The sequence below is a fragment of the Phocaeicola sp. genome, assembly GCF_057861905.1.
The window spans coordinates 1-22535 of sequence record NZ_DBMACV010000042.1 but is presented as its reverse complement, the minus strand read 5'-3'; the positions used below and the strand labels follow the sequence as shown (position 1 = coordinate 22535).

General features: G+C 41.3%; 14 protein-coding genes and 2 pseudogenes. 8 read left to right on the top strand and 8 right to left on the bottom strand.

Going from position 1 to position 22535, the window contains the following annotated elements:
• Window positions 1–25 precede the first annotated feature (25 nt).
• Window positions 26–1669 (bottom strand): carboxylesterase/lipase family protein, encoded by a 1644-nt coding sequence (locus ACZM60_RS09410; protein ID WP_489521360.1) that lies wholly within the window; start codon window positions 1667–1669, stop codon window positions 26–28.
• 215 nt (window positions 1670–1884) lie between these two features.
• Here ACZM60_RS09410 and ACZM60_RS09405 point away from each other — a divergent pair.
• Window positions 1885–5883 (top strand): annotated as a pseudogene (locus ACZM60_RS09405) (two-component regulator propeller domain-containing protein).
• A 268-nt stretch (window positions 5884–6151) separates the two neighbouring features.
• On the opposite strand, the gene ACZM60_RS09400 reads toward ACZM60_RS09405, so the two are convergent.
• The 5 genes and pseudogenes from ACZM60_RS09400 to xerD all read right to left on the bottom strand — a co-directional run bounded on the left by ACZM60_RS09400 (window position 6152) and on the right by xerD (window position 12522).
• On the bottom strand, window positions 6152–7042 hold the full coding sequence (locus ACZM60_RS09400; protein ID WP_489521359.1) for an EamA family transporter: 891 nt from the start codon (window positions 7040–7042) through the stop codon (window positions 6152–6154).
• A gap of 55 nt (window positions 7043–7097) precedes the next feature.
• Window positions 7098–8635, bottom strand: a pseudogene (locus ACZM60_RS09395) (YifB family Mg chelatase-like AAA ATPase).
• A gap of 13 nt (window positions 8636–8648) precedes the next feature.
• Window positions 8649–9665, bottom strand: a complete 1017-nt coding sequence (locus tag ACZM60_RS09390; RefSeq protein WP_489521358.1) for a thioredoxin-like domain-containing protein — start codon at window positions 9663–9665, stop codon at window positions 8649–8651.
• A gap of 103 nt (window positions 9666–9768) precedes the next feature.
• Window positions 9769–11445, bottom strand: coding sequence for a tetratricopeptide repeat protein (locus ACZM60_RS09385; protein WP_340318662.1), 1677 nt, complete (start codon window positions 11443–11445; stop codon window positions 9769–9771).
• A 159-nt stretch (window positions 11446–11604) separates the two neighbouring features.
• Window positions 11605–12522, bottom strand: a complete 918-nt coding sequence (xerD, locus tag ACZM60_RS09380) for a site-specific tyrosine recombinase XerD (RefSeq protein ID WP_340318663.1) — start codon at window positions 12520–12522, stop codon at window positions 11605–11607.
• A gap of 65 nt (window positions 12523–12587) precedes the next feature.
• On the opposite strand from xerD, the gene aroQ reads away from it, so the two are divergent.
• The 5 genes from aroQ to ACZM60_RS09355 all read left to right on the top strand — a co-directional run bounded on the left by aroQ (window position 12588) and on the right by ACZM60_RS09355 (window position 16801).
• Entirely contained in the window at window positions 12588–13013 is a 426-nt protein-coding gene (aroQ, locus tag ACZM60_RS09375; RefSeq protein ID WP_021970681.1) for a type II 3-dehydroquinate dehydratase, read from the top strand.
• A gap of 23 nt (window positions 13014–13036) precedes the next feature.
• Complete coding sequence (pyk, locus tag ACZM60_RS09370; RefSeq protein ID WP_418587005.1) at window positions 13037–14497, top strand: pyruvate kinase; 1461 nt, start codon at window positions 13037–13039, stop codon at window positions 14495–14497.
• A 10-nt stretch (window positions 14498–14507) separates the two neighbouring features.
• Entirely contained in the window at window positions 14508–15149 is a 642-nt protein-coding gene (locus ACZM60_RS09365; RefSeq protein ID WP_489521357.1) for an O-methyltransferase, read from the top strand.
• A 7-nt stretch (window positions 15150–15156) separates the two neighbouring features.
• Window positions 15157–15492: a 30S ribosome-binding factor RbfA gene (rbfA, locus tag ACZM60_RS09360; RefSeq protein WP_021971811.1), complete on the top strand. Its 336-nt coding sequence runs from the start codon at window positions 15157–15159 to the stop codon at window positions 15490–15492.
• 79 nt (window positions 15493–15571) lie between these two features.
• Window positions 15572–16801 (top strand): FtsX-like permease family protein, encoded by a 1230-nt coding sequence (locus ACZM60_RS09355; protein ID WP_489521356.1) that lies wholly within the window; start codon window positions 15572–15574, stop codon window positions 16799–16801.
• Window positions 16802–17068: 267 nt separating this feature from the next.
• On the opposite strand, the gene rnr is transcribed toward ACZM60_RS09355, so the two are convergent.
• A complete protein-coding gene (rnr, locus tag ACZM60_RS09350; RefSeq protein WP_418587004.1) occupies window positions 17069–19219 on the bottom strand; it encodes a ribonuclease R in 2151 nt (716 codons plus the stop codon).
• A gap of 158 nt (window positions 19220–19377) precedes the next feature.
• Between rnr and ACZM60_RS09345 the strand changes: the two genes are divergently transcribed.
• Both ACZM60_RS09345 and ACZM60_RS09340 read left to right on the top strand, forming a co-directional pair.
• Window positions 19378–20388 carry an NAD-dependent epimerase/dehydratase family protein gene (locus ACZM60_RS09345; protein ID WP_340318754.1) on the top strand — a complete coding sequence of 337 codons (1011 nt, stop codon included), beginning with the start codon at window positions 19378–19380 and terminating at the stop codon, window positions 20386–20388.
• Complete coding sequence (locus ACZM60_RS09340; RefSeq protein ID WP_021971687.1) at window positions 20379–21353, top strand: phosphatase PAP2 family protein; 975 nt, start codon at window positions 20379–20381, stop codon at window positions 21351–21353. The genes ACZM60_RS09345 and ACZM60_RS09340 overlap by 10 nt, the downstream gene beginning before the upstream one ends.
• Window positions 21354–21359: 6 nt before the next feature.
• Here the strand turns inward: ACZM60_RS09340 and dusB are convergent, their stop codons facing one another.
• Window positions 21360–22343, bottom strand: coding sequence for a tRNA dihydrouridine synthase DusB (gene dusB, locus ACZM60_RS09335; RefSeq protein WP_489521355.1), 984 nt, complete (start codon window positions 22341–22343; stop codon window positions 21360–21362).
• Window positions 22344–22535 lie beyond the last annotated feature (192 nt).

The window sequence follows — 22535 nt, the reverse complement described above, 5'->3', positions numbered from 1 at the left end:
ATAGTTAAGAATTAGGGTTAGTTAATTAGAATCCTCTCATTGGAAATGCTGAAATGAACTGTATCAGCTCTTTATCATGGTTATATCTGATTTCACTCTGGTTGTTGAAAATCATGGTTGCACCCTTTTCGGCTGTATACGGTTCCCACACGGGCAGTCCTTCTACGCTTGGATTTCCTGTACGTGCGAATTGTATCCAGGCACTGCTCATCTTGTCTGCCAGCGCTTGTGCGTCTTTACCACCACCTGTCATTGAAGCGCATCGGGCAACGTTGTCGAAAACAAAGGCTATTTCCATGCAATGAGTAGAACGCAGGATACCATCCATTACCGGCGATTCCCATGCAAACTGATACATATAGACAGGAGCCGCATGCTGGGCTGCTTTCCAGTTGCCTTGCTCAATGGCTGTAGGACGGAAGGTAACGTCGGTGTCTATCAAGTCTTTCGGGGTTGCTTTCGGATATACCTTTTTAAAGACTTCGATATATTCGTCTGTCTTATCTCCGTATTTAGCCTTCAGCATTTCTTTTGCCTGGTCGAGTGTGGCATTTCTGAGTGCAGGCACATACGTACTGATGCAGAACTCATGCAGGGTAGTACCAATCATCATCGGAATGTCCTTTGACAATTCGGTCTGTTCTTCCGGCTGTTTGGGTAGAATGTTACCATCTACTGTAGGTCCCCAGCCGAAGATAAACGAATGAATTCCTTTTTTTTCTGCTTCCTTACGGATTTTTGCAATTGCTTTTTCGCCGGCAGCCAGCAGTGTCTTGTAAGGAGTAGTCTGAAGTTTGTCTATATTTTCCGGCTGGATGTCCAGTTCTTCCAGTGTAGTCGCTGCTATTTGCTGGGAATATTTGCTCTCCATGGTACGTTGCATGGAGCCGCTTTGTACGATAGCTTTCTGGAAGAGTCCCTTGGCAGAAGGAGTAGCCAGCAGAGTAGAAACTTTTCCTCCTCCTCCCGACTGACCGAAGATGGTGACGTTTGAAGGATCACCGCCAAAGTTCTCTATATTATTGTGTACCCAGCGGAGTGTGGCTACCAAGTCCAGTAAACCGACGTTCACACTTTGTGCATACTTGCCTCCGTAAGCTGATAAGTCAAGGAAGCCAAGTACATTTAATCTGTGGTTTAAGGTGACTACTACGACATCACCCTTTTTCGATAAAGCTGCTCCATCGTAGGAAGGTAATTCCTGTCCGGAACCAGCTGCATAACCTCCGCCGTGAAGCCATACCATGACAGGACGTTTTTTGCCATCTTTTAATCCTTGAGTCCAGATATTTACGCGTAGGCAGTCTTCTCCAGGGAAACCGTCGTCCCAATTGAAAGCGAATGCTTGTTCATCCGACTGCCATCCCATACGTTCTGTCTGCGGACAGGTAGGTCCGTAAGCTCGTGAACTACGGATGCCGTCCCATTGGTCGGGGGCTACGGGTGGCATGAACCGTTCTGCTTTAGCGTAGGGGATACCTTTAAAGGTAAAGATATTGTTTTCAAGGTAACCGGCCACTTTCCCATATTGGGTTGATGTGACGGCAATATCCGACGATGCGGTGATTTCATCACAAGGTTCATTATACTTTCCGGATGCATTTGTATTGCCGGCATAGAGTCCGAACACTGAAATAAGAATTAAGGTAGAAAGTTTGTGCTTTATCATAATTTTATTGTTTTAGGTTTTCCGATTGCAATATTACGGCGTTCTTTTTTCTACGGTTATTTTATTTATTTTTAATGTTTGTTTTTACGTTCAGTGGTTGTGTCTTATTTGTTTAAATGTTTATCTATATGTTCAAAATGCGCTTTTCAGGTATTTCCTACGCTGTTTTTTACTTATATTTGTATCAGTAAATTTGTTAACTAACGATACTTGAAATGAGAATATTAAGCTTTCTTTTGCTTATTCTTTTAGGGCTGGCTTGCGGCAGGACAGAGAAAAAATGGAATGCAGATGCTGAAAGACAAAGTCCTCTTGTCACCAATGATATATCTAACCAGCAGATTACAGCTTTTGGTGAAGACGGGAAAGGACATATTTGGATTGGTACCTTTCGCGGGTTAAATAAGTTTAGTGTAAACGAGTATCATCAGTATTTTTGTACAGATGATTCTCTCGATATTCCGGATAATCATATTCAAGATATTTTTTTGGATTCGGAAAAACGTCTTTGGATATCGACAGTGAATGGCGTATGCCAGTATACAGATGAGGATAACTTTAAAAATATTCGTTTGTTAGGTAACAATAAGAATGGTATTCGTTTGTTGGAATCTTCCAAAGGAGATATTTTGCTTACTACCATGACGAATATCTGTTTGTATAATTCATCGGAAGAACGTTTTGAACCGGTTATTTATGATTTTGATACTTCGTCGATATTTGTTATCAATAGCTTTATGGACGCACAAGATAATTGCTGGGTGGTAACGTCTAAAGATTTACGGTGCTATTCCTTGTTCGACTATCGGAAGACATTTTCAATTTCATGCAATGAATTTTGTAAAGCTTCATACTTGCTGGATAATGAGGAATTGTGGATGGCTGGAAATTGTTCAGTATCTATATTCGACATACGTCAGCGCAAATATATGGCGTTGCCTGAAGCTATAGCTTCACACCCCATCTTATCTCATGTTCCTGTAGAATTCATTTATCCATATGAGAATGGGGTATTGCTCTGTACGCAGGGTAAGGGAATTTTTTATTATAATCGTATTTCAAAAACAGTTATTCATCAGGGAGAAAATGGATTCCCTTTTGAAGTGCCGAATTTTAGGATTAGCCGTATGTTTAGTGATTCGCAGGGGAACTTATGGATTGGTTCGGTAGATCAAGGATATACGGTACACTATCGTTACAAGAAATTGTTCAATAACAATAACTATCTCAGTTCTTACTTTAAGGATAAATCGGTTATTTCATTGTCGGCCGACAAGTATCGTAATCTGTGGATCGCTACTCTTATGGATGGAGTATATGTTTATCGGTTTGGTAGTCAGCAATTGGAAAAGATAAAGCGTAATGAACTTTTTGGTAAGGATGAAGAAAGTCCTGCGTATGTCAATCAGGTGTATGTCAGCTCTATAGATGGAACGGTATGGATGACGGCTACATCAAATGAGTTGTTGAGGTGTAGCTATAAAGAAGGACATTTCAAAGTAGACGAACGTTATTCGGTGTCTTACCCAATGTCGCTTGTAGAGGATGAAAAGCAGACAGTGTGGATTGGATCGGCCAGCCGTTTTTTATATACGCTTTCCAAGGGAGAGAAGAATTTGCGTGTGCTGCCCGTATTCAATGGCTATACTTTTGTTCCGGGACTTCTGCCTGCGGGCAATGGAAACATTCTGGCCGCAGTATTTAACCAGCCTTTAAAATTGGTTTCTGCCGATGGCAAGCAGTACGGCTTCAAGATGAATGAGCAGGATTTTGAACGCTGTATACACCGCTCTGTTTTTATTCCGACAGATTTGTATAAGGATAGTTATGGGAATATATGGATTGGAACGGTAAGTAACGGGTTGATGCGTTATTCTCCCGAATCGGGGAAAGTCAGTCCGTTACTGGGAACTGCTTGTACTGATATTTCCAGTATAGAGGAAGACAGACAAGGTAATTTGTGGATAAGTACGTTGTATGGGTTAAGTAAATACATTCCTCAGACAGGTAAGCTGGTCAATTATTATGAAGCTGACGGACTGGGGGGAAATCAGTTTTACGATAGAGCTTCATGTCAACTGGATGACGGAACACTTGTCTTTGGCGGAACTCACGGACTGACTATCTTTCAGCCTACCAATATGCAGATCAGACACGATATTCCATTACTTTTTGAAGATATTAAAATACATAATACATTGGTTCGTCCCGGGAAAGGGGCTTGTATAGACCGTCATTTGTCGTATAATCCGGATATTAATTTGAAGCACGACCAGAATGGCTTTAGCATCTCGTTTGCGGCACTCGATTATAGTGAAAGTGAACGTATGCACTATTATTATAAACTGGACGGATTCGACCAGTACTGGATTGATGCTCATAATAATAAAGAGGCTTATTATGCTAACTTGCCTGCCGGAAGTTATACTTTCCGGGTTAGGATTACTCGGAACGACCAGAGCACAATTGTCGGCGAAAATGCTATCCGGGTGATTATGCACCCTGCTCCCTGGGCTACCTGGTGGGCTTATTGCTGTTATCTGATAGTTGGAATTGCTATATTGGGATTTTTCGTAAGGGCCATGTGGCGTATCCGTGCCGAAAAACAGGCAGTCTTGCGTGCTGAGCAGGCGAAGGCACAGGAACAGTTTATTAATAAGATGAATATGAGTTTCTTTGCCAATATATCCCATGAATTTCGTACTCCTCTTACAATGATTTCCGGTCCGGTATCTTTGTTGTATAGCAGTCCCGATATAACCGGCAATAACAAGAATTTACTTTGTATTGTACAACGTAGTGTGAACAGAATGTTGAGGCTGGTAAATCAGATGCTCGATTTTAATAAACTGGAAAATGATACGTTAAAACTGAAGGTTCGCCCGACGGAGATTATTATTCTCTTGAAAGAATTGACGGATATATTCCGGGTAAATGCTGAAAATAAGTCAATAGCATTAGTTTCCAGTGGACTGTAAGGTAGTTTCATAGCTTGGATTGACGAGGATAAAATTGATAAGATATTTACCAACCTGATGTCGAATGCTCTAAAATATACTCCGGTAGGTGGACGAATCTATGTAAATTTTGATGTAGTTACGGGAGAAGAAGGAAATCAGTCGGTCAAGATTGAGGTGATCAATACCGGACAGATTGCAGAAGATAAGCTGGAAAAAATATTTGAACGTTATTATCAGATTTCGGATGAACATGGAGGTGTATACAACTGGGGTACGGGTATAGGATTGTATTATGCACGCAGTCTGGCCAAGTTGCATCATGGTACTCTGTTTGCCGCCAACTTGAAAGAGGAGAAGAAGGTTGTATTTACGCTGACTATACCAGTTAATCAGTCGGCCTATTCGGAAGCAGAACGTGCACATGAACAGGTTAACCAGTTGGAGGCTTTTCCGCTTGAGGAGAATTCTCTTCCGGTAAAAGCTGTTGCTGATGGAGGAAAAGAGAAGAAAACAATTATGGTTGTAGATGATGATTCCGAGGTGGCTTATTATCTGGAAATGCTTCTGAATACTGAGTATCAGGTAATCTGTCGGTTTAATGCCGAGAGTGCATTGGAAACTATTACGGAAAATGCTCCTGATTTGATTCTAAGTGATGTTGTTATGCCGGGAAAGGACGGCTACTGGCTTTGCCGTGAGATAAAAGAGAGTTTGCAGCTCTGCCATATTCCGGTTATTCTGGTTACGGCGAAAACGACTATCGAAAATCAGGTGGAAGGTTTGAATGTAGGAGCTGATGCTTATGTTACAAAACCATTCGAACCACATTATTTGTTGGCTCTTGTCAAGTCATTGCTCAATAACCGAGAGAAGACGCGTAGTCTGTTGAGTCAGTCTACCAAGACGGATAAGATAGAAGAAAACGTACTTTCGCCGCAAGATAATATGTTTATGACTGAATTGTATCATCTGATGGAAAATGAATTGTCTAATCCGGAGCTGGATATCACGCGAATGACTCAGCTTTTGAAAATTTCGCGTACCAAGTTCTATTATAAGGTAAAAGGACTTACAGGAGAAAATCCAAGTGTCTTTTTCAAGACTTATAAATTGAACCGTGCGGCAGAGTTGTTGAAAGAGGGTAAATATACGATTTCTGAGATAGCGGATATGACAGGCTTTAATACATTATCGCACTTCTCGAAATGTTTCAAGCAACAGTTTGGTATTCCTCCCAGCGAGTATCTTAAATAGATTGAGAAGAGGGGTTTATAACGTCGAGAGGCTTCTTTGATTTTTTGTACAAAAGATTTTAGTTTTTGTACAAATTTTCGGAAAATGTGCCGAGGTTTTGGAAGTTATAAACTGTAGCTTTCTCGTATATAAAGAGTTTTATTTGCCTTTTTGCCGATTACCTTGTTTGATATAGCGGGTTTCCTCTGCTTCAGACGGAGCAGATGAAGGCTGTGAAAGGCTAAAAAGTTACTTTTTTGTTTTAAATAACTTGCAGGAGAGTAAGGTATTATCGTTTGGTTTTGGCAATCATGAAAGTTATGGCGGCTATAGAGAGCAGGATACCCACAATGATATTTGTTGTAAGAGCTTCCCCAAAAACAATCGTACCGATAAGAATGGCCGTAACGGGTTCGAAGACACCAAGGACAGAAGCTTTGGTGGCTCCGATATTTCGTGTCGCTATGGCCAGCGTGGCTGTAGAAACTACGGTAGGAAGGAGGGCAAGGCCAACCAGATTCAACCATGCCATGTTGTGCTCAATTCCTGCTGTAATATCAATATCCGATAGGATGATTTTTCCCAAAAAGATAATAGCACCTACCGTCAGCGCATAGAATGTCAGCAGGCTGTTTGATATGGAGCTGATAACTTTACTCCGGTTGATGATGACGATAAACAGTGCATAGACTAAGGCTGAGCCAAGGGAAAGAATGACACCTGTCGGGCTGATGGTTTGTGTGGAGTCACTTTGCGTCATAATGACGACGCCTGCAAAGGTCAGGATAATAGAAAGCCAGACTGGCCAGGAGGGAACGACTCGCAAGAAGACCATGATAATAGCTACAAGTACCGGATAAAGAAATATGATTGTGGTTGCAAGTCCTGAAGCGATATAGTTGTATGCTTCGAACAGAAATATGCTGCTTGATGTATAAAGTAGTCCGAGGATAAGCAATACTCCGGCTTGCTTCCACGAAATTTTAAAACTTTGTTTGCTTATTAAAAGAAAGGCGCCTAAGGATAATACGGCGATGGCATAACGGAAGAAAAGAATGGATTCGATTGCTGCTCCGTCTTTCATTAATGGGACACCGAACAAGGGATTCAGACCATAAGTTATGCCAGTGATTATTCCGGCTGGGTAACCGATTATTGCGTTTCTGCTGATATTTTTCATCTTGGTTGCTATATTTAATCGCTTGATATTGGAGTTTAAAATCGTTTGTGTCTGTTCATCCAGCCCAGTTCTCGCGGTCAAGATTACGGTAGCTTATCGCTTCAGCCAGATGATGGGGGAGTATCTGTGCTGAGTCTTCCAGATCGGCAATGGTTCTCGATACCTTCAGGATGCGGTCGTATGCACGTGCTGAAAGGTGAAAACGTTCCATGGCGTTACGAAGCAATGCAAGTCCTTTTTCATCGGGCAGTGCATACTGATGCAGTAGGCGTGACGACATTTGGGCGTTGCAGTGAACTCCCGGATCGTTGGCGAATCGGTTGGCTTGTATTTGTCTTGCCCGAATAACTCGCTCGCGTATGGCTGCACTTGGTTCGCCGTTAGTGCGCTCGGACAGTTTTTCGAAGGGTACAGGTACAATCTCTATTTGTATATCGATGCGGTCGAGTAATGGACCGGATATCTTGTTCAAATATCGTTGTACTTGTCCGGGACTGCAAACGCAATGGCGGGTAGGATGATTATAATAACCACACGGACAAGGATTCATGGAAGCTATGAGTGTAAAGCTGGCAGGATATTCTAATGTATACTTGGAACGTGAAATGGTTATACGGCGGTCTTCAAGTGGCTGGCGAAGTACTTCAAGTACACTTCGGTTAAATTCCGGCAGCTCATCGAGGAAAAGTACGCCATTGTGTGCCAGACTGATTTCTCCCGGTTGGGGAGTGCTGCCTCCCCCTACCATGGCTACTTGTGAGATGGTATGATGTGGACTCCGGAATGGGCGTACGGCTATCAGTGAGGATTCTTTTCCCAGTTTCCCGGCAACAGAGTGTATTTTGGTCGTTTCCAGACTTTCGGCGAGTGTCAATGGGGGGAGTATGCTGGGAAGGCACTTTGCCATCATCGATTTTCCACTGCCGGGTGCTCCTATCATAATAAGGTTGTGTCCTCCGGCTGCTGCAACTTCGAGGGCACGTTTTACGCTTTCTTGTCCTTTTACGTCGGCAAAGTCGAACGGAAAATTAGTCTGGCTCCGATAGAATTCTTCGCGAGTGTTGACGATTGTGGGTTCCAGTATACGGTTGCCGTTGAAAAATTCAATGACTTCGGTTATATTTTCTACTCCAAAAACTTTCAGATTGTTTACGACGGCTGCCTCACGAGCATTCTGCTTAGGAAGGATTAATCCTTCTAACCCTTGCTGACGGGCAAGATGGCAATCGGAAGTGCTCCTTTAATTGGCTGTAAGTTGCCATCCAGGCCCAGTTCTCCAATAATAAGGTATCGGTTTAGCTTTTCAGATGCAACAGTTCCGGTGGCAGCCAGTATCCCGATGGCAAGTGGTAAGTCGTATGATGAACCTTCTTTTCGGACATCAGCTGGCGCCATATTTACCACTATCTGGCAGGTAGGAAACTTGTAGCCATTTACTTGCAAAGCCGACATTATACGTTCATGGCTTTCTTTAACAGCCGAATCGGGGAGTCCTACCAAAAAGAATTTTATGCCGCGTGAGCTGTTTACTTCGATGGTTACGATAGTGGCGTCAATACCTTGTACGGCTGCGCCGAATAGCTTGGTTAACATGAAGGTGTAATTTTTATTTCTTCTCTTCTTGAGTGAGTTGCTTTACTTTTGTATATAGGGTAGTGCCATATAAATCTTTGTCAATGACTTTTCGGTTACGGTCTACTAAAATGTTGGTCGGTAACTTATAGATATTGTTTTGTTTGACAACTTGGTTGCCCCATCCTTTATAGTCGCATATTTCGAGCCATTGTTTGCTGTCGTCTTTGCATGCATCGAGCCATTTCTCTTTTTCATAGTCGAGAGAAATATTGAGGACTCTGAATTTGTCTTCCGGAAGTTTCTTGACCATTTCGGCAAGAGAGTCGCGGACTGTTATACTTTTTTTATCCCAGCTGGCCCAAAAGTTCAGCAATGTATAGCTGTTTTCTACTGAACTACTCCAGGTGATGTACTTTCCATTTCTGTCTTTGCAAGAAAAATAGGCAAGATATTTTTCGTCTCGTTCATTCTTGTTTTTCGGAGGAATTGATTTCAATACGACGCCCAGAATACGGCTGTCCTTTACGCTTCCTTCCAGTGGGTCTATCAGGTTGCGGATTTTTTCAATGTCTGGTTGAGGAACTTGTACGAAATATTCGTTGATAAGATATGCCGAAATGAATGATTGAGGATGGAGTGTGATAAACTCCTCTGCTTTTTTGGATACAGCAGTGTGGTCATCCTTGATGCTTTGTATACTTTCGAGGAATTTGCCATATTCTCCATTCTCACCGTCACCGCTGATTATCGGACTTTCAAAGGAGCCTGTTAAGGTCATATGCAAGGTCTTATCGGCAACAACAGGTATTGTCTTGCCGTTATTTGGAGATACCAGGCGGAATAATGTCAGTGTATCAGGCGTGAATGTATAAGTAAATTTTCCGTCTTTAGGAACGATTGTATCAAGTTTGGAAACAGGGTCATCGTATACTACCAGAATCTCGTCGGAAGTATAATCTTTAAGCTCTGCCTGCAAGACAAATTCGGGTTTCTTTTTGCAGGAAATCAAGCTGGTTATTACTAAGAGTAGAAATAATATTTTTCTCATGTTTCCGTTTTCTTTTCTGCGAAAGTACATAATTTATTTGTAATAAAAAAGCCGGAATACAATGGAATGTATTCCGGCTTTTCAAAAGATATGATAAAATCAATTATTTGATTTCGTTTGCATATTTAGCAAATTCACGGTCATTCTGAGCTTTTGCAGCCAGAGTTGCATCTTTCTGAGCAACCTTAGCCATGCTAGTCTTAACCAAGTCTGCGTTGTTTGTTCTTGCACCAACGATAGCCATCAGGTAGTCAGTGTAAGCATCAGGATTCTGAACTGCATTCAAAGTATTTTTAGCTTTGTTGTAGTCTTTAGCCAGAATCTGAGCCAAAGCAGCAGAGTTAGTCTTAGTATCACCGAATGCTTGTACGGCACGGTCGTACTGACCTTGTTTGATATACAAGTTACCCAGAGCTTCGTTAGCAGTGTTAGCACCAGTTGACTTGCTCAAGTAAGTTTCAGCGTTAGCAACGTTACCCTTAACCATTTCGATATAACCAAGGTTAGTGTTAACTTCAGGAGCGTTAGCATTCTTGCTAGCAGCTTGTTTGAAGTAGTTTTCTGCAGTTGTAAAGTCACGGTTAGCGTAAGCCATCATACCCAGATTGTTGTATGCACGGAAATCGTTAGGATACAATTCTGTAGTTTTCTTGTAGATAGCTTCCTGACGAGCTTTATCGTTTGTCAGAGTTGCAGCGTACAGCAATTCGTCTACGCTCAATACCTTAGCATCTGTATCAAATGCTTCGTTGATTTCTTCATCGCTACGACCGATAACATCATAGTTTGCAGTCAAGCGAGCACGACGCAACTGAGGAAGAATTTCGTCAGCCAAAGTCTTGTAAACTGAAGAAATGTTCTTGATTTCAGTTTCACGCTGTTCTGGATCGTTGTACATAGAAAGAACACGCAAGATCAGGTCTTTATCCTGGATATTTGATTTAGAAACCAATTCCTGGAAACCTTCCCAGTCCTGAGCAGTGTATTTAGCATCTACTGTAGTTTCGATCTTACCTTTCTTCAATTCTTTATTCAAATACTTTTCAGTATTGTTCTGACGATTTTCAGCCAAAGTAGTATTCAGCTTAACACCACCATCAGGAGAAGCATAAGCAGAGATTTCGATATTGTTCAGTTTGTAGTTCTTAGTATCACCGGCAACAGTTACAACCTGTTTGTTGAAGTCTTTCAAGCCTTCAGACTTCAGTTCGCTTGCACGAAGGTTAGCCTGCTGGATCAAGAACATAATCTGAGCTTCTTTAGCCTGCTTGATAATACGCTGGAAAGCATCCGGAGCCAAAGCTGCGTTAGCTGAGTTTACTGTAGGAAGTTCTGAAGTAGCGATTACACCATCAGCGATCTTTACAGAAGGAATAGTGTATTCTTTTTTACCTTTCTTGATTTTGAAATCAAGGTACAATTCAGATTTAGCCATTTCAGGAACATAGTCGAAAGAGGCTTTCATTGTATAAGTACCACCAGTCTTGTAAGAGATTGTCTGGTCGTTACCTTGTACTTTTTCGCCCTGGAAGGTAGCTGGCTGACCTTTAGCTTCACCGCCATCCCATCTCAAAACCGGAGTAACTTCAACGATAGCGTTCTTTTTGAAGTACTTTTCAGGGAATTTACCTGTAATAGTAACAGGAACCTTACCTCCAACTGCCTCTAACACTTCAGGATTTGTTGTGAAGTAATCAGCGGACAATTCGCCCATCTTGCCACATGAAGTGAAAGCAAGGACTAACAATGCCACTAAAGGCAAATACAACTTCTTAATCATGATTTTTTAATATTAGGTTTGTTATAAAAATATAATCTAGTCGTTTTTATCTTCTTTTGGGGGCAAAGATAAGAAAAACTCTATTAGGTGTTGACGTTTTGACCTCCTTTTTTTAAAGAGATATTAAAAAAAAGATTAAAATTCTCTGTTTTTCTTCTCCTATGCCTGCCGTTTGGCGTTTCTGGGGTGGTGCTCAATGATTTCTTGCCGCAATCTGTTCTTATCTATGTGAGTATAAATCTCAGTTGTCCCGATACTTTCATGTCCCAGCATGCATTGGATAGCTCTTAAATTTGCTCCTCCTTCCAGTAAGTGGGTCGCGAAGGAATGTCTAAAAGTATGTGGACTTATTTTTTTCTTTAGTCCAATTTGGCTGGCAAGTTCTTTGATAATATGGAATACCATAATGCGAGAAATGTTCTTTCCAAAACGACTAATGAAGACAAAGTCTTCGTATCCTGGTTTTATCAGTCCTGTATCTCTTTCAATAAAGTAATTTTGAATTTCTCTGATGGCTCGTGGAGATATTGGAACGAGTCGTTGTTTGCTTCCTTTTCCTTCTACCTTAATGAAACCTTCATTAAAATAGAGGTCTGAGATTTTCAAATTGCATAGTTCGGAAACTCGAAGTCCGCAACTATATAATGTTTCCAGTATTGCACAGTTGCGTTGTCCTTCACGTGTACTTCGGTCTATATTTCCGATTAGGGTATCAATTTCTTCAACACTGAGTACATCGGGTAGGTGCTTCCCTATTTGAGGGGATTCCAGCAACTCGGCCGGATCTTGTTGGATATAGTCTTCGAGAACCAGAAAATGATAGAAGGAACGTATCCCTGATAAGATGCGGGCTTGAGAGCGAGGATGAATACCTATATCGTGAAGTCCAGCGGAAAAAGCTTCCAAATCTTGTAAGGTAACCTTTGTATAATCGATGTCTTCTATGGTCAGGTAGGCAAATAATTTGTCCAGATCGGTGAGGTAAGCTTGTACTGTATTATTGGAAAGCGATTTCTCCAAAGTCAGATATTGCTTATACTTTATTATTATCTTGTCTCTTTTCTCATAAGTTTTCATTTCTTTTTCGTATCTTTGTCCCAAATTTCTCAACAAAGGTATTAAAAGTTTTAGTTTGAATAAGTATGAGAATACAAATAATCAATGGTCCCAATATCAATTTGTTGGGGAAACGAGAGCCGTCTATTTATGGTGCCGTTTCTTTTGAAGATTATTTGGTGACACTGAAGGCGCTATATCCCGATATACAAATAGACTATTACCAGTCGAATATAGAGGGAGAGATGATTAACAAAATTCATGAAGTGGGATTTTCCTATGATGGAATAGTGCTGAATGCAGGGGCTTATACACATACGTCGATAGCTCTGCAGGATGCGATTCGTGCAGTAACCACTCCTGTGATTGAAGTACATATTTCGAATGTGCATACCCGGGAAGAGTTCCGGCATAAGTCTATGATCTCTTGTGCTTGTATGGGAGTAATATGTGGCTTTGGACTCGATTCATATAGGCTGGGGATAGAAGCACTTTTACATGCAAAGAAATAATACATTTAGAATAAGAACAAAATATGATGCTCAAACAAACAAAAATCGTTGCGTCCATCTCGGACTTACGTTGTGAAGTAGATTTTATCAGAGATCTTTTTAATGCTGGTATGAATGTTGTACGTATGAATACAGCTCACGCCAGCCGTGAAGGATTTGAAAAATTAATCAGTAACGTGCGTGAGGTTTCAAACCGTATCGCTATCCTTATGGATACAAAAGGTCCGGAAGTACGTACTACTGCCAGTGCAGAAGGTCCTATTGACTTTAAGACTGGAGATAAAGTTCGTATTGTCGGCAATCCGGAACAAGAAACAACTCGTGAATGTATCGCTGTGACTTATCCGGGATTTGTTCATGACTTGTCGGTAGGTGCAGACGTTTTGATAGACGATGGTGAACTGGAGCTGAAGGTTGTAGAAAAGAATGATAATACATTGTTCTGTAGAGTATGTAACGATGCTACCTTGGGAAGCCGCAAGAGTGTAAATGTCCCGGGAGTACGTATCAATCTTCCTTCTTTGACAGAAAAAGACCGTAATAACATTCTTTATGCTATCGAAAAAGATATTGACTTCATTGCACACTCATTTGTACGCAATAAGCAGGATGTACTTGATATTCGTGAAATATTGGATGCGCACAATAGTGATATCAAGATCATCGCTAAGATAGAAAACCAGGAAGGTGTTGATAATATTGATGAAATACTTGAAGTCGCTGACGGTGTTATGGTTGCTCGTGGTGACTTGGGTATTGAAGTTCCGCAGGAACGTATTCCGGGTATCCAGCGCCAGCTTATCAAAAAATGTATTTTGGCAAAGAAGCCGGTTATTGTTGCAACTCAGATGTTGCATACTATGATTAATAATCCACGTCCGACTCGTGCAGAAGTAACCGATATTGCTAATGCTATTTATTATCGTACGGATGCGTTGATGTTGAGTGGTGAAACTGCATACGGAAAATATCCGGTAGAAGCTGTGAAGACAATGGCTAAGGTTGCAGCTCAGGCAGAAAAGGACAAGATGGAGGAAAACGATATCCAGATTCCTTTGACTCCGGAAAATACCGATGTCACTGCTTTCTTGGCTAAACAAGCTGTACGTGCGACTACGTTGATGCCGATTCGTGCTATCATTACTGACTGTTTCAGCGGCCTGACTGCCCGTAACTTGGCTGCCTTCCGTGGTAAATATCCGGTATTGGCTATCTGTTATAAGGAAAAGACCATGCGTCACCTTGCATTGTCTTATGGTGTAGAAGCTATTTACATGCCTGAAAAAGCAAGTGGTCAGGAATACTATTTTACTGCATTGCGTAAGTTGCTTGCCGACGGAGTCCTTTCTAATAAGGACATGGTAGCTTACTTAAGTGGCGGTAAGAAAGGTACTCATACTTCATTCCTTGAGATTAATCAGGTGGGTGATGTGCTTGATAGCGAAGATGAATATGTATTACCGAACCGCAACCGTTACTTATAATTAATAATGTATGAAGGAAACGGACGCTCTTGATGAGTATATACTTCAGCATATAGATGAAGAAGGAGAATATCTGAAAGCATTATACCGGGCGACGCATGTAAAACTCTTGCGTCCCCGTATGGCTTCCGGACACCTGCAAGGGCGTATGCTGAAAATGTTTGTGCAGATGATTCGTCCGAAACAAGTGCTTGAGATAGGTACTTACAGCGGATATTCCGCACTCTGTCTGGCAGAAGGACTGGAAGAGGGAGCTATGCTCCATACTTTCGAGATAAACGACGAGCAGGAAGATTTTACTCGTCCATGGCTGGAGAACTCTCCGTATGCTGATAAGATTCAATTTTATATCGGTGATGCATTGAAGATTGTTCCAGATATGGATGTAGTTTTTGATCTTGCTTTCGTCGACGGTAACAAGCGTTTCTATGTGGAATATTATGAGATGATTCTGAAGAAGATGAATCCTGGTGGTTATATCATTGCCGATAATACATTATGGGACGGTCATGTACTTGAGGCTGAACCACATCATACAGATACGCAGACTATCGGAATTAAGAAGTTTAATGATTTAGTGGCATCCGATGCACGTGTAGAGAAAGTGATATTGCCTTTACGTGACGGGTTGACCATTATACGTAAAAAGTAATAATAATATGGAAACAACCAGACAAAATAAAATTGCCCGACTCATCCAGAAAGAGTTGAGCGATATTTTCTTGTTGCAGACCAAGGCGATGCACGGTGTGCTGGTATCAGTCAGCGTGGTACGTATCAGCCCTGATATGAGTTATGCTCGTGTGTATCTTAGTGTCTTCCCATCGGAGCGCAGTCAGGAAATTGTGAAAAACATTAATGATAATATGAAATCCATTCGTTTCGAACTGGGCAACCGAGTACGTCATCAGTTGCGTATTATTCCGGAACTGAAGTTCTTTGTTGACGATTCACTGGATTATGCCGCTCATATTGATGAGTTGCTGAAAAAATAAATTCTTGTTATTCACCACAGATCGTACTTAACATACTTTTGTATGATGGGGTACGGCCTGTGGTGAAAAATTATAAGCCATGAATTTTCCCTTCTATATAGCCCGAAGATATTTGTTTTCCAAGAAGTCGCACAATGCCATAAATGTGATTTCAACAATTTCTGTTTGTGGAGTTGCGCTTGCTACATTGGCATTGGTATGTACACTTTCCGTATTCAACGGCTTTCAGGATTTGGTAGAAACTTTTTTTACGGCATTCGATCCGCAACTGAAGATAACGGCAACTCATGGTAAGGTTTTTGATGGGCAGGACAGCAGAGTCCTTCAACTGAAAAAATTGCCGGAAGTAGAAGTTTATTCAGAATCATTAGAAGACAATGTGATGGTGCAGTATCAGGGAAGGCAGGCCATGGCAGTAATAAAGGGAGTCGAAGATAATTTCGATCAGTTGACACCTATAGATAGTATTCTTTTCGGAAGGGGAGATTTGTTGCTTCACGATGAAGTAGTTGATTATGCTATTCCCGGCATTCAGTTGCTTTCTACTTTAGGTTCGGGAATTCGTTTCCTTGATCCGTTGGAAATATATGCACCGCGACGTGGCGCGAAAGTAAATATGGCAAATCCTTCCACCGGTTTTGTTACAGAAAATCTATTTTCGTCGGGACTTGTATTTGCCGTAAATCAAGAGAAATATGACGCGTCGTATATCCTTACTTCCATGGATTTTGCACGCAAGTTGTTTCAGTATACTACCGAAGTGAGCGCCGTTAATCTGAAATTGAAAGATGGTGCCAGTATAGATGCTGTCAAGAAACGTATACAATCATTGCTTGGTGATGATTTTCGAGTACAAGATCGCTACGAGCAGCAAGCAGATACGTTTCGTATCATGGAAATAGAGAAACTGATATCTTATTTGTTCCTTACTTTTATTCTTATGATTGCCTGTTTCAATGTCATAGGCTCACTCTCAATGCTTATTATCGACAAGCGTGATGATGTGGTAACCTTACGTAATCTGGGTGCCAGCGATAAACAGATTGTACATATATTCTTATTCGAAGGTCGTATGATTTCTCTTTTTGGAGCTTTAGCGGGCGTGATATTGGGACTGCTGTTATGCTGGCTTCAACAGGAATATGGTCTGATTTCATTAGGCGATTCAGGAAGTTTTGTAGTTGATGCTTATCCGGTAAGCGTTCATGCTTCGGATGTTATAATAGTATTTGTAACCGTGCTGCTGGTGGGTTTCTTATCGGTCTGGTATCCGGTTCGTTTCCTGAGCAAGCGCTTGCTGAAGAAATAAGTACCATTGGGAAAGAAGTGGTAGTTTGCAAAGAAAAATATGAAAGAGGTTGTCTCAAAATAGAATTGCAAAAGTAAAATCTGATAGATTGAAATTTAGAAATAAAAAGATCTCCTACTTTTAGTCCTTTAATTGAAGAAAACAAAGACTAAAGTAGGAGATCTTTATGTCGTAACTTATAGATAAGTAAGCCTATCTCAGTTTCCCATTTTGAAACAGTTTCTTTTATTATATCAACTCAACGGATTGGTTCCTTTGAAATGTCTGCTATTCGTCGGCAAGAACGAAGTCCAGTTGTTTCTTTTCCAGATTTGTACGTGCCACTTTAATTTTTACCGGGTCACCCAGACTGAACTTGCGATGATGACGGCGTCCGATAAGGCAATAATTCTTTTCATCAAATTCATAATAATCATTGCCTAAGTCGCGCATGGAAACCATACCTTCGCATTTATTTTCATTAATTTCTACATACAGTCCCCATTCTGTTACTCCAGATATTACACCATCGTATACGTTTCCGATACGTTCACTCATAAATTCTACCTGTTTGTATTTGACGGAAGCACGTTCAGCACTTGCTGCTGTCTGCTCCATAGCAGAACTATGCTCACACAATTCCTCGTATTTGTCGGCCTGAGCACTGCGTCCTCCTGCGAGATAACGTGTTAGTAGGCGATGTACCATCAGGTCCGGATAACGACGGATTGGAGAAGTAAAGTGTGTATAATAGTCGAAGGCCAGTCCGTAGTGTCCGATGTTATAAATAGAGTACCTTGCTTTTTGCATAGCGCGCAATGAAACTGTTTCTATCAGATTCTGTTCTTTCTTGCCTTCTATATCGCTCAATAAGCGGTTGATCGATTTTGATACTTCTGCTTTACTTCCTCCTGTACGTATCTTATAACCGAAGCGGGCAATAAACTGGCTTAAGTTATCCAGTTTGTCCGGGTCAGGCAAATCGTGTATACGATAAGGGAATACTTTCGGCTTTTTGTTCTTAGGAACTTTTCCGATGTGTTCGGCAACCGTACGGTTTGCTAACAGCATAAACTCCTCAATCAGTTTATTTGCTTCTTTAGAAACTTTGAAGTATACGCTCAGCGGCTTGCCTTTCTCGTCAATTTCAAACTTAACCTCGCAGCGGTCGAAATTGATAGCTCCGGCTGCTATTCGTTTTTCACGTAAGATTTGAGCAAGTTTGTTCAGCTCCAGAATTTCTTCTTTGTAATCTCCCTCTCCTGTTTCTATAATATTTTGAGCTTCCTCATACGTAAAGCGACGGTTCGATTTTATGACAGTATGCCGGATACGATAGTCTTTTACTTCTGCCTTTTCATTCATATTGAAAATTACAGAGTAAGCCAGTTTCTCTTCATCAGGGCGCAGCGAACAGATGAAATTACAAAGACGTTCGGGCAACATAGGGATAGTACGATCTACCAGATAGACTGAAGTTGCTCGTTTTACTGCCTCTTTGTCGATAATGCTACCTTCTTTTACATAGTGTGAAACATCAGCAATATGTACACCTACTTCCCAAAGTCCTGGCTTAAGCTGGCGAATAGAGAGTGCATCATCAAAGTCCTTAGCATCTTTCGGGTCGATAGTGAAAGTTACGACATCACGGAAATCCTCACGCTCAGCATAATCTTCAGGAGTGATCTCTGCCGAGATTTTATCGGCAGCAGCTTCCACCGACTGAGGATAAGTATAAGGTAAACCGTATTCTGCAAGAATAGCATGCATTTCAGTTGTATTTTCTCCTGCCTTACCCAGAATATCGATTACTTCACCGAATGGATTTTTAGCTTCTTCTGGCCATTCTGTAATACGGACAACTGCCTTGTCACCATCTTTGCCACCTTTCAGTTTTTCCTTTGGAATAAAAATATCGTTTGCCAGCGTATTTGTTTCTGTCAGCAGAAAGGCATAATTCTTACTTACTTTCAATGTTCCTACAAAGTTAGCATTGGCATGTTCCAGAATTTCGATAACCTGTCCTTCTACCTCATGACGGCGACGTTTGGCACACAGTGCAATTTTTACCTTATCATTATTCATGGCATGTGCCGAGTTGCGTTCTGCTACGAAAATAGGTTCACCTCCATCGTCAGGAATAAACAAGTTCTTTCCATTGCTTTTGCGCTGGAAGGTACCTGTCATGATCTGTCCCTTGTCATTCAGTTTATAATGCCCTTTCTCTGTTTCTATTAAAAAATTGTCTTCTACCATTTCCTGAACGATGTCGGCACAAAGCATTTTCAATGGATGCGTAGTCAGGTTTAATCCCGTAAACAACTGCTTCAAGCTGAAGCTTTCCATTGGCTTGATGCGGAAATAGTTGACCAGCAATTCTGCCAGTTCTTTCTTCTTCATGCGTTTTCCGCCTTTTTTCTCTTTCTTTTTCTTAGCCATAATCGTAATGTTTTATTTACTGCCGTCTTCTTTGGCGATATCTCGTATAAGTATCAGGCAGATGTTTCTTTTACAAAGTAAGCAAAATAAATGGAATAAAGATTCAATAACTCTCTATATTTTAAGGTAGAAAGATGAGAAACTATTATCTTTGCTGCATGGAGAAAAAAGTATTGGTAACCGGAGCAAGCGGCTTTATCGGAAGTTTTCTGGTAGAAGCAGGATTGGAACGTGACATGCAGGTATGGGCGGGTGTGCGTAAAAGCAGCAGCCGACGATATTTGCAAGATGCCCGTATCCGTTTTGCCGAATTAGACTTTACCGATTCAGACCGTTTGGAAGAACAATTGAAGAAACATAAGCAGGAACATGGGGGATGGGATTATATCATTCATTGTGCGGGGGTGACGAAGTGTTTGGATAAGGCTGATTTTGAAATCGGCAATTATTGGGCTACTCGTCATTTCATCGAAACACTGATGCGCCTGAATATGGTTCCTGATCAGTTTATTTACATCAGTTCGTTGAGTGTATTTGGCCCGATCCGTGAAAAAGATTATTCTCCTATTTGCGAACAAGATGTTCCTCGACCGAATACTGCTTATGGGGTAAGTAAACTGCATTCGGAAGAATATCTGCATACCTTGAAAGACTTCCCTTATGTCATCTTCCGTCCGACAGGTGTCTATGGTCCCCGTGAACGAGATTATTTTCTGATGGTAGAATCCATAGCACAGCATTTAGATTTTGCGGCAGGATTCCGTCGTCAAGACATTACGTTTGTCTATGTAAAAGATTTAGTTCAGGCTGTATATCTTGCGATTGAAAAGAAAGTTATACGGCGCGCCTATTTTGTAAGTGACGGACAAGTATACAGCAGCCGTACCTTTTCCGACTTGATTCGTAAGGAACTGGGTAATCCCTGGCTGATACGTTTTACATGTCCTCTGGCATTATTGAAAGTCATATCATTCTTTGCAGAAAACATTGCTCGCTTGTTCCATAAATCGAGTACGCTGAATTTGGATAAATATAAAATAATGAAGCAGCGCAACTGGCAATGTGACATTGCCCCACTGGAAAAAGAACTTGGCTATCGGGCAGAATACCCGTTGGAGAGAGGAGTAAAAGAGATTATTGCATGGTATAAGAAAGAAAAATGGCTATAAAACTATTTGAGCGTGTAGAAAGTGGAAGGGGACTGTTTGCTGTAGAAACAATCAGTTTGATCTACAATGCTTTAACATCCTTGCTGATATTATTGCTGTTTCCCCGTATGGATCATCCCGGTATGATGCTGCTGGAACGTTTGGGCATTGTTATCTTGACATTTGTTCTGATATTCTTATATCAGGCTTTTCCGTGTCGTCTGACTGCTTTTGTGCGTATGACTGTACAGATGAGCCTGCTTGCCTATTGGTATCCCGATACCTTTGAGTTCAATCGCTTGTTCCCTAATCTGGATTATTTGTTTGCTCATGCCGAACAGATACTGTTCGGTTGTCAGCCGGCAGTCGAGTTTAGCAAGCATTGTCCTTCCATGTGGTTCAGTGAGCCTTTTAATATGGGATATTTCTTTTATTACCCGATGATGCTGGTTGTAGTAGTATATTATTTTCTCAATCGTTTTGAATGGTTTGAGAAAATATGTTTTGTACTGGTTACTTCGTTTTTTATTTATTATTTTGTTTACATAATGTTGCCTGTAGCAGGTCCTCAGTTCTATTTCCCCGCTATCGGTATGGACAAAGTGAATGCTTGTGTTTTCCCCGCTATCGGCGATTATTTCAATACAAACGATTATCTTCTTCCCGGTCCGGGCTTTGAACATGGATTCTTTTACCAGTTAGTAGAAGCTTCTCAGGAAGTAGGGGAGCGTCCCACAGCAGCTTTTCCAAGTTCACATGTCGGAATTTCTACCATTGTGATGATAATGGCATGGCGTGTAAACAAGAAGCTTGCCTATGTACTGGCTCCTTTCTATATCCTTCTTTGCTGTGCTACTGTATATATTCAGGCACACTACCTGATAGATGCTATCGTAGGTTTCGTATCAGCGTTCTTTGTTTACCAGCTCGCTACGCTGATGTATAAAAGATGGTTTATCTCACCAGTCTTTAAGCTGATGGGATAAACACACTTATTCTCCAAACGTTTCTTCTATGTGGTCGAGTATACCGTTCAGGTCGGCCAGTGTTTCTGCACGGAGCAGAGCAATACGTGTATCTTTAAAGTTGGGAATACCTTTAAATAAAGGAGAAGCTGCCAGATGACGGCGGACATGCAAGATACCCCGGCGTTCATCAAGCAAGTTTACACTGTCTTGCACCTCCCGTCGCAGGACATCCATTCTCCATTTGAAGGAGAGGGGAGGAAGTTCTTCTCCAGTATTCAGATAGTGTTTTACTTCTTTAAAAATCCAGGGGCGTCCAAAACTTCCGCGTCCTATCATGATGGCATCTACTCCGTATTTGTCGAAACACTCTTTGGCGCGTTGGGGAGTAGTGACATCTCCGTTTCCGATGATAGGAATACGCATCCGAGGATTATTTTTTACTTCTCCAATTAGTGTCCAGTCTGCTTCTCCGGTATACATTTGCGCACGGGTACGTCCGTGTATGGTAAGTGCTTCGATTCCACAGTCCTGTAGCTGTTCTGCCAAGTCGACAATAATTTTATGCTCGGCATCCCATCCCAAACGAGTCTTGACTGTGACCGGAATCTTTACAGCATTTACGACAGCTCGGGTAATTTCCAGCATTTTAGGTACATTTTGCAGCATGCCAGATCCGGCTCCTTTACCTGCTACTCGTTTTACAGGACAGCCAAAGTTTAAGTCCAGAATATCTGGCTGTGCCTGTTCTACGATACGTGCAGCCTCTACCATGGTTTCTGTATCTTTTCCGTATATCTGTATTGCAACCGGACGTTCTGCATCGCTGATGTTCAGTTTTAGCATCGTTTTCCCAACGGAACGGATCAGTGCATCGCTCGATACAAATTCTGTATATACCATATCGGCTCCGAATTCCTTACACAATAGTCGGAAAGCCGGATCGGTTACATCTTCCATTGGAGCCAATAGTACAGGCTTTTCTCCTAAATCTATGTTTCTAATCTTCATATTGACATGCTTTTAGGCTGCAAAGTTAATAAAAATCTGCATGAGTTGATGATGGTTGGGGTAGGAGCAGTCAGTGTAGAAGGAATGATAAGTAACGTGAGTTCGACGAATTGTAAGTGTTTGTAAATTTGGTGATTAGCGAAAATTGTTGTAACTTTATAGTGCTGAATTACAAAGAATTACAAACAATAA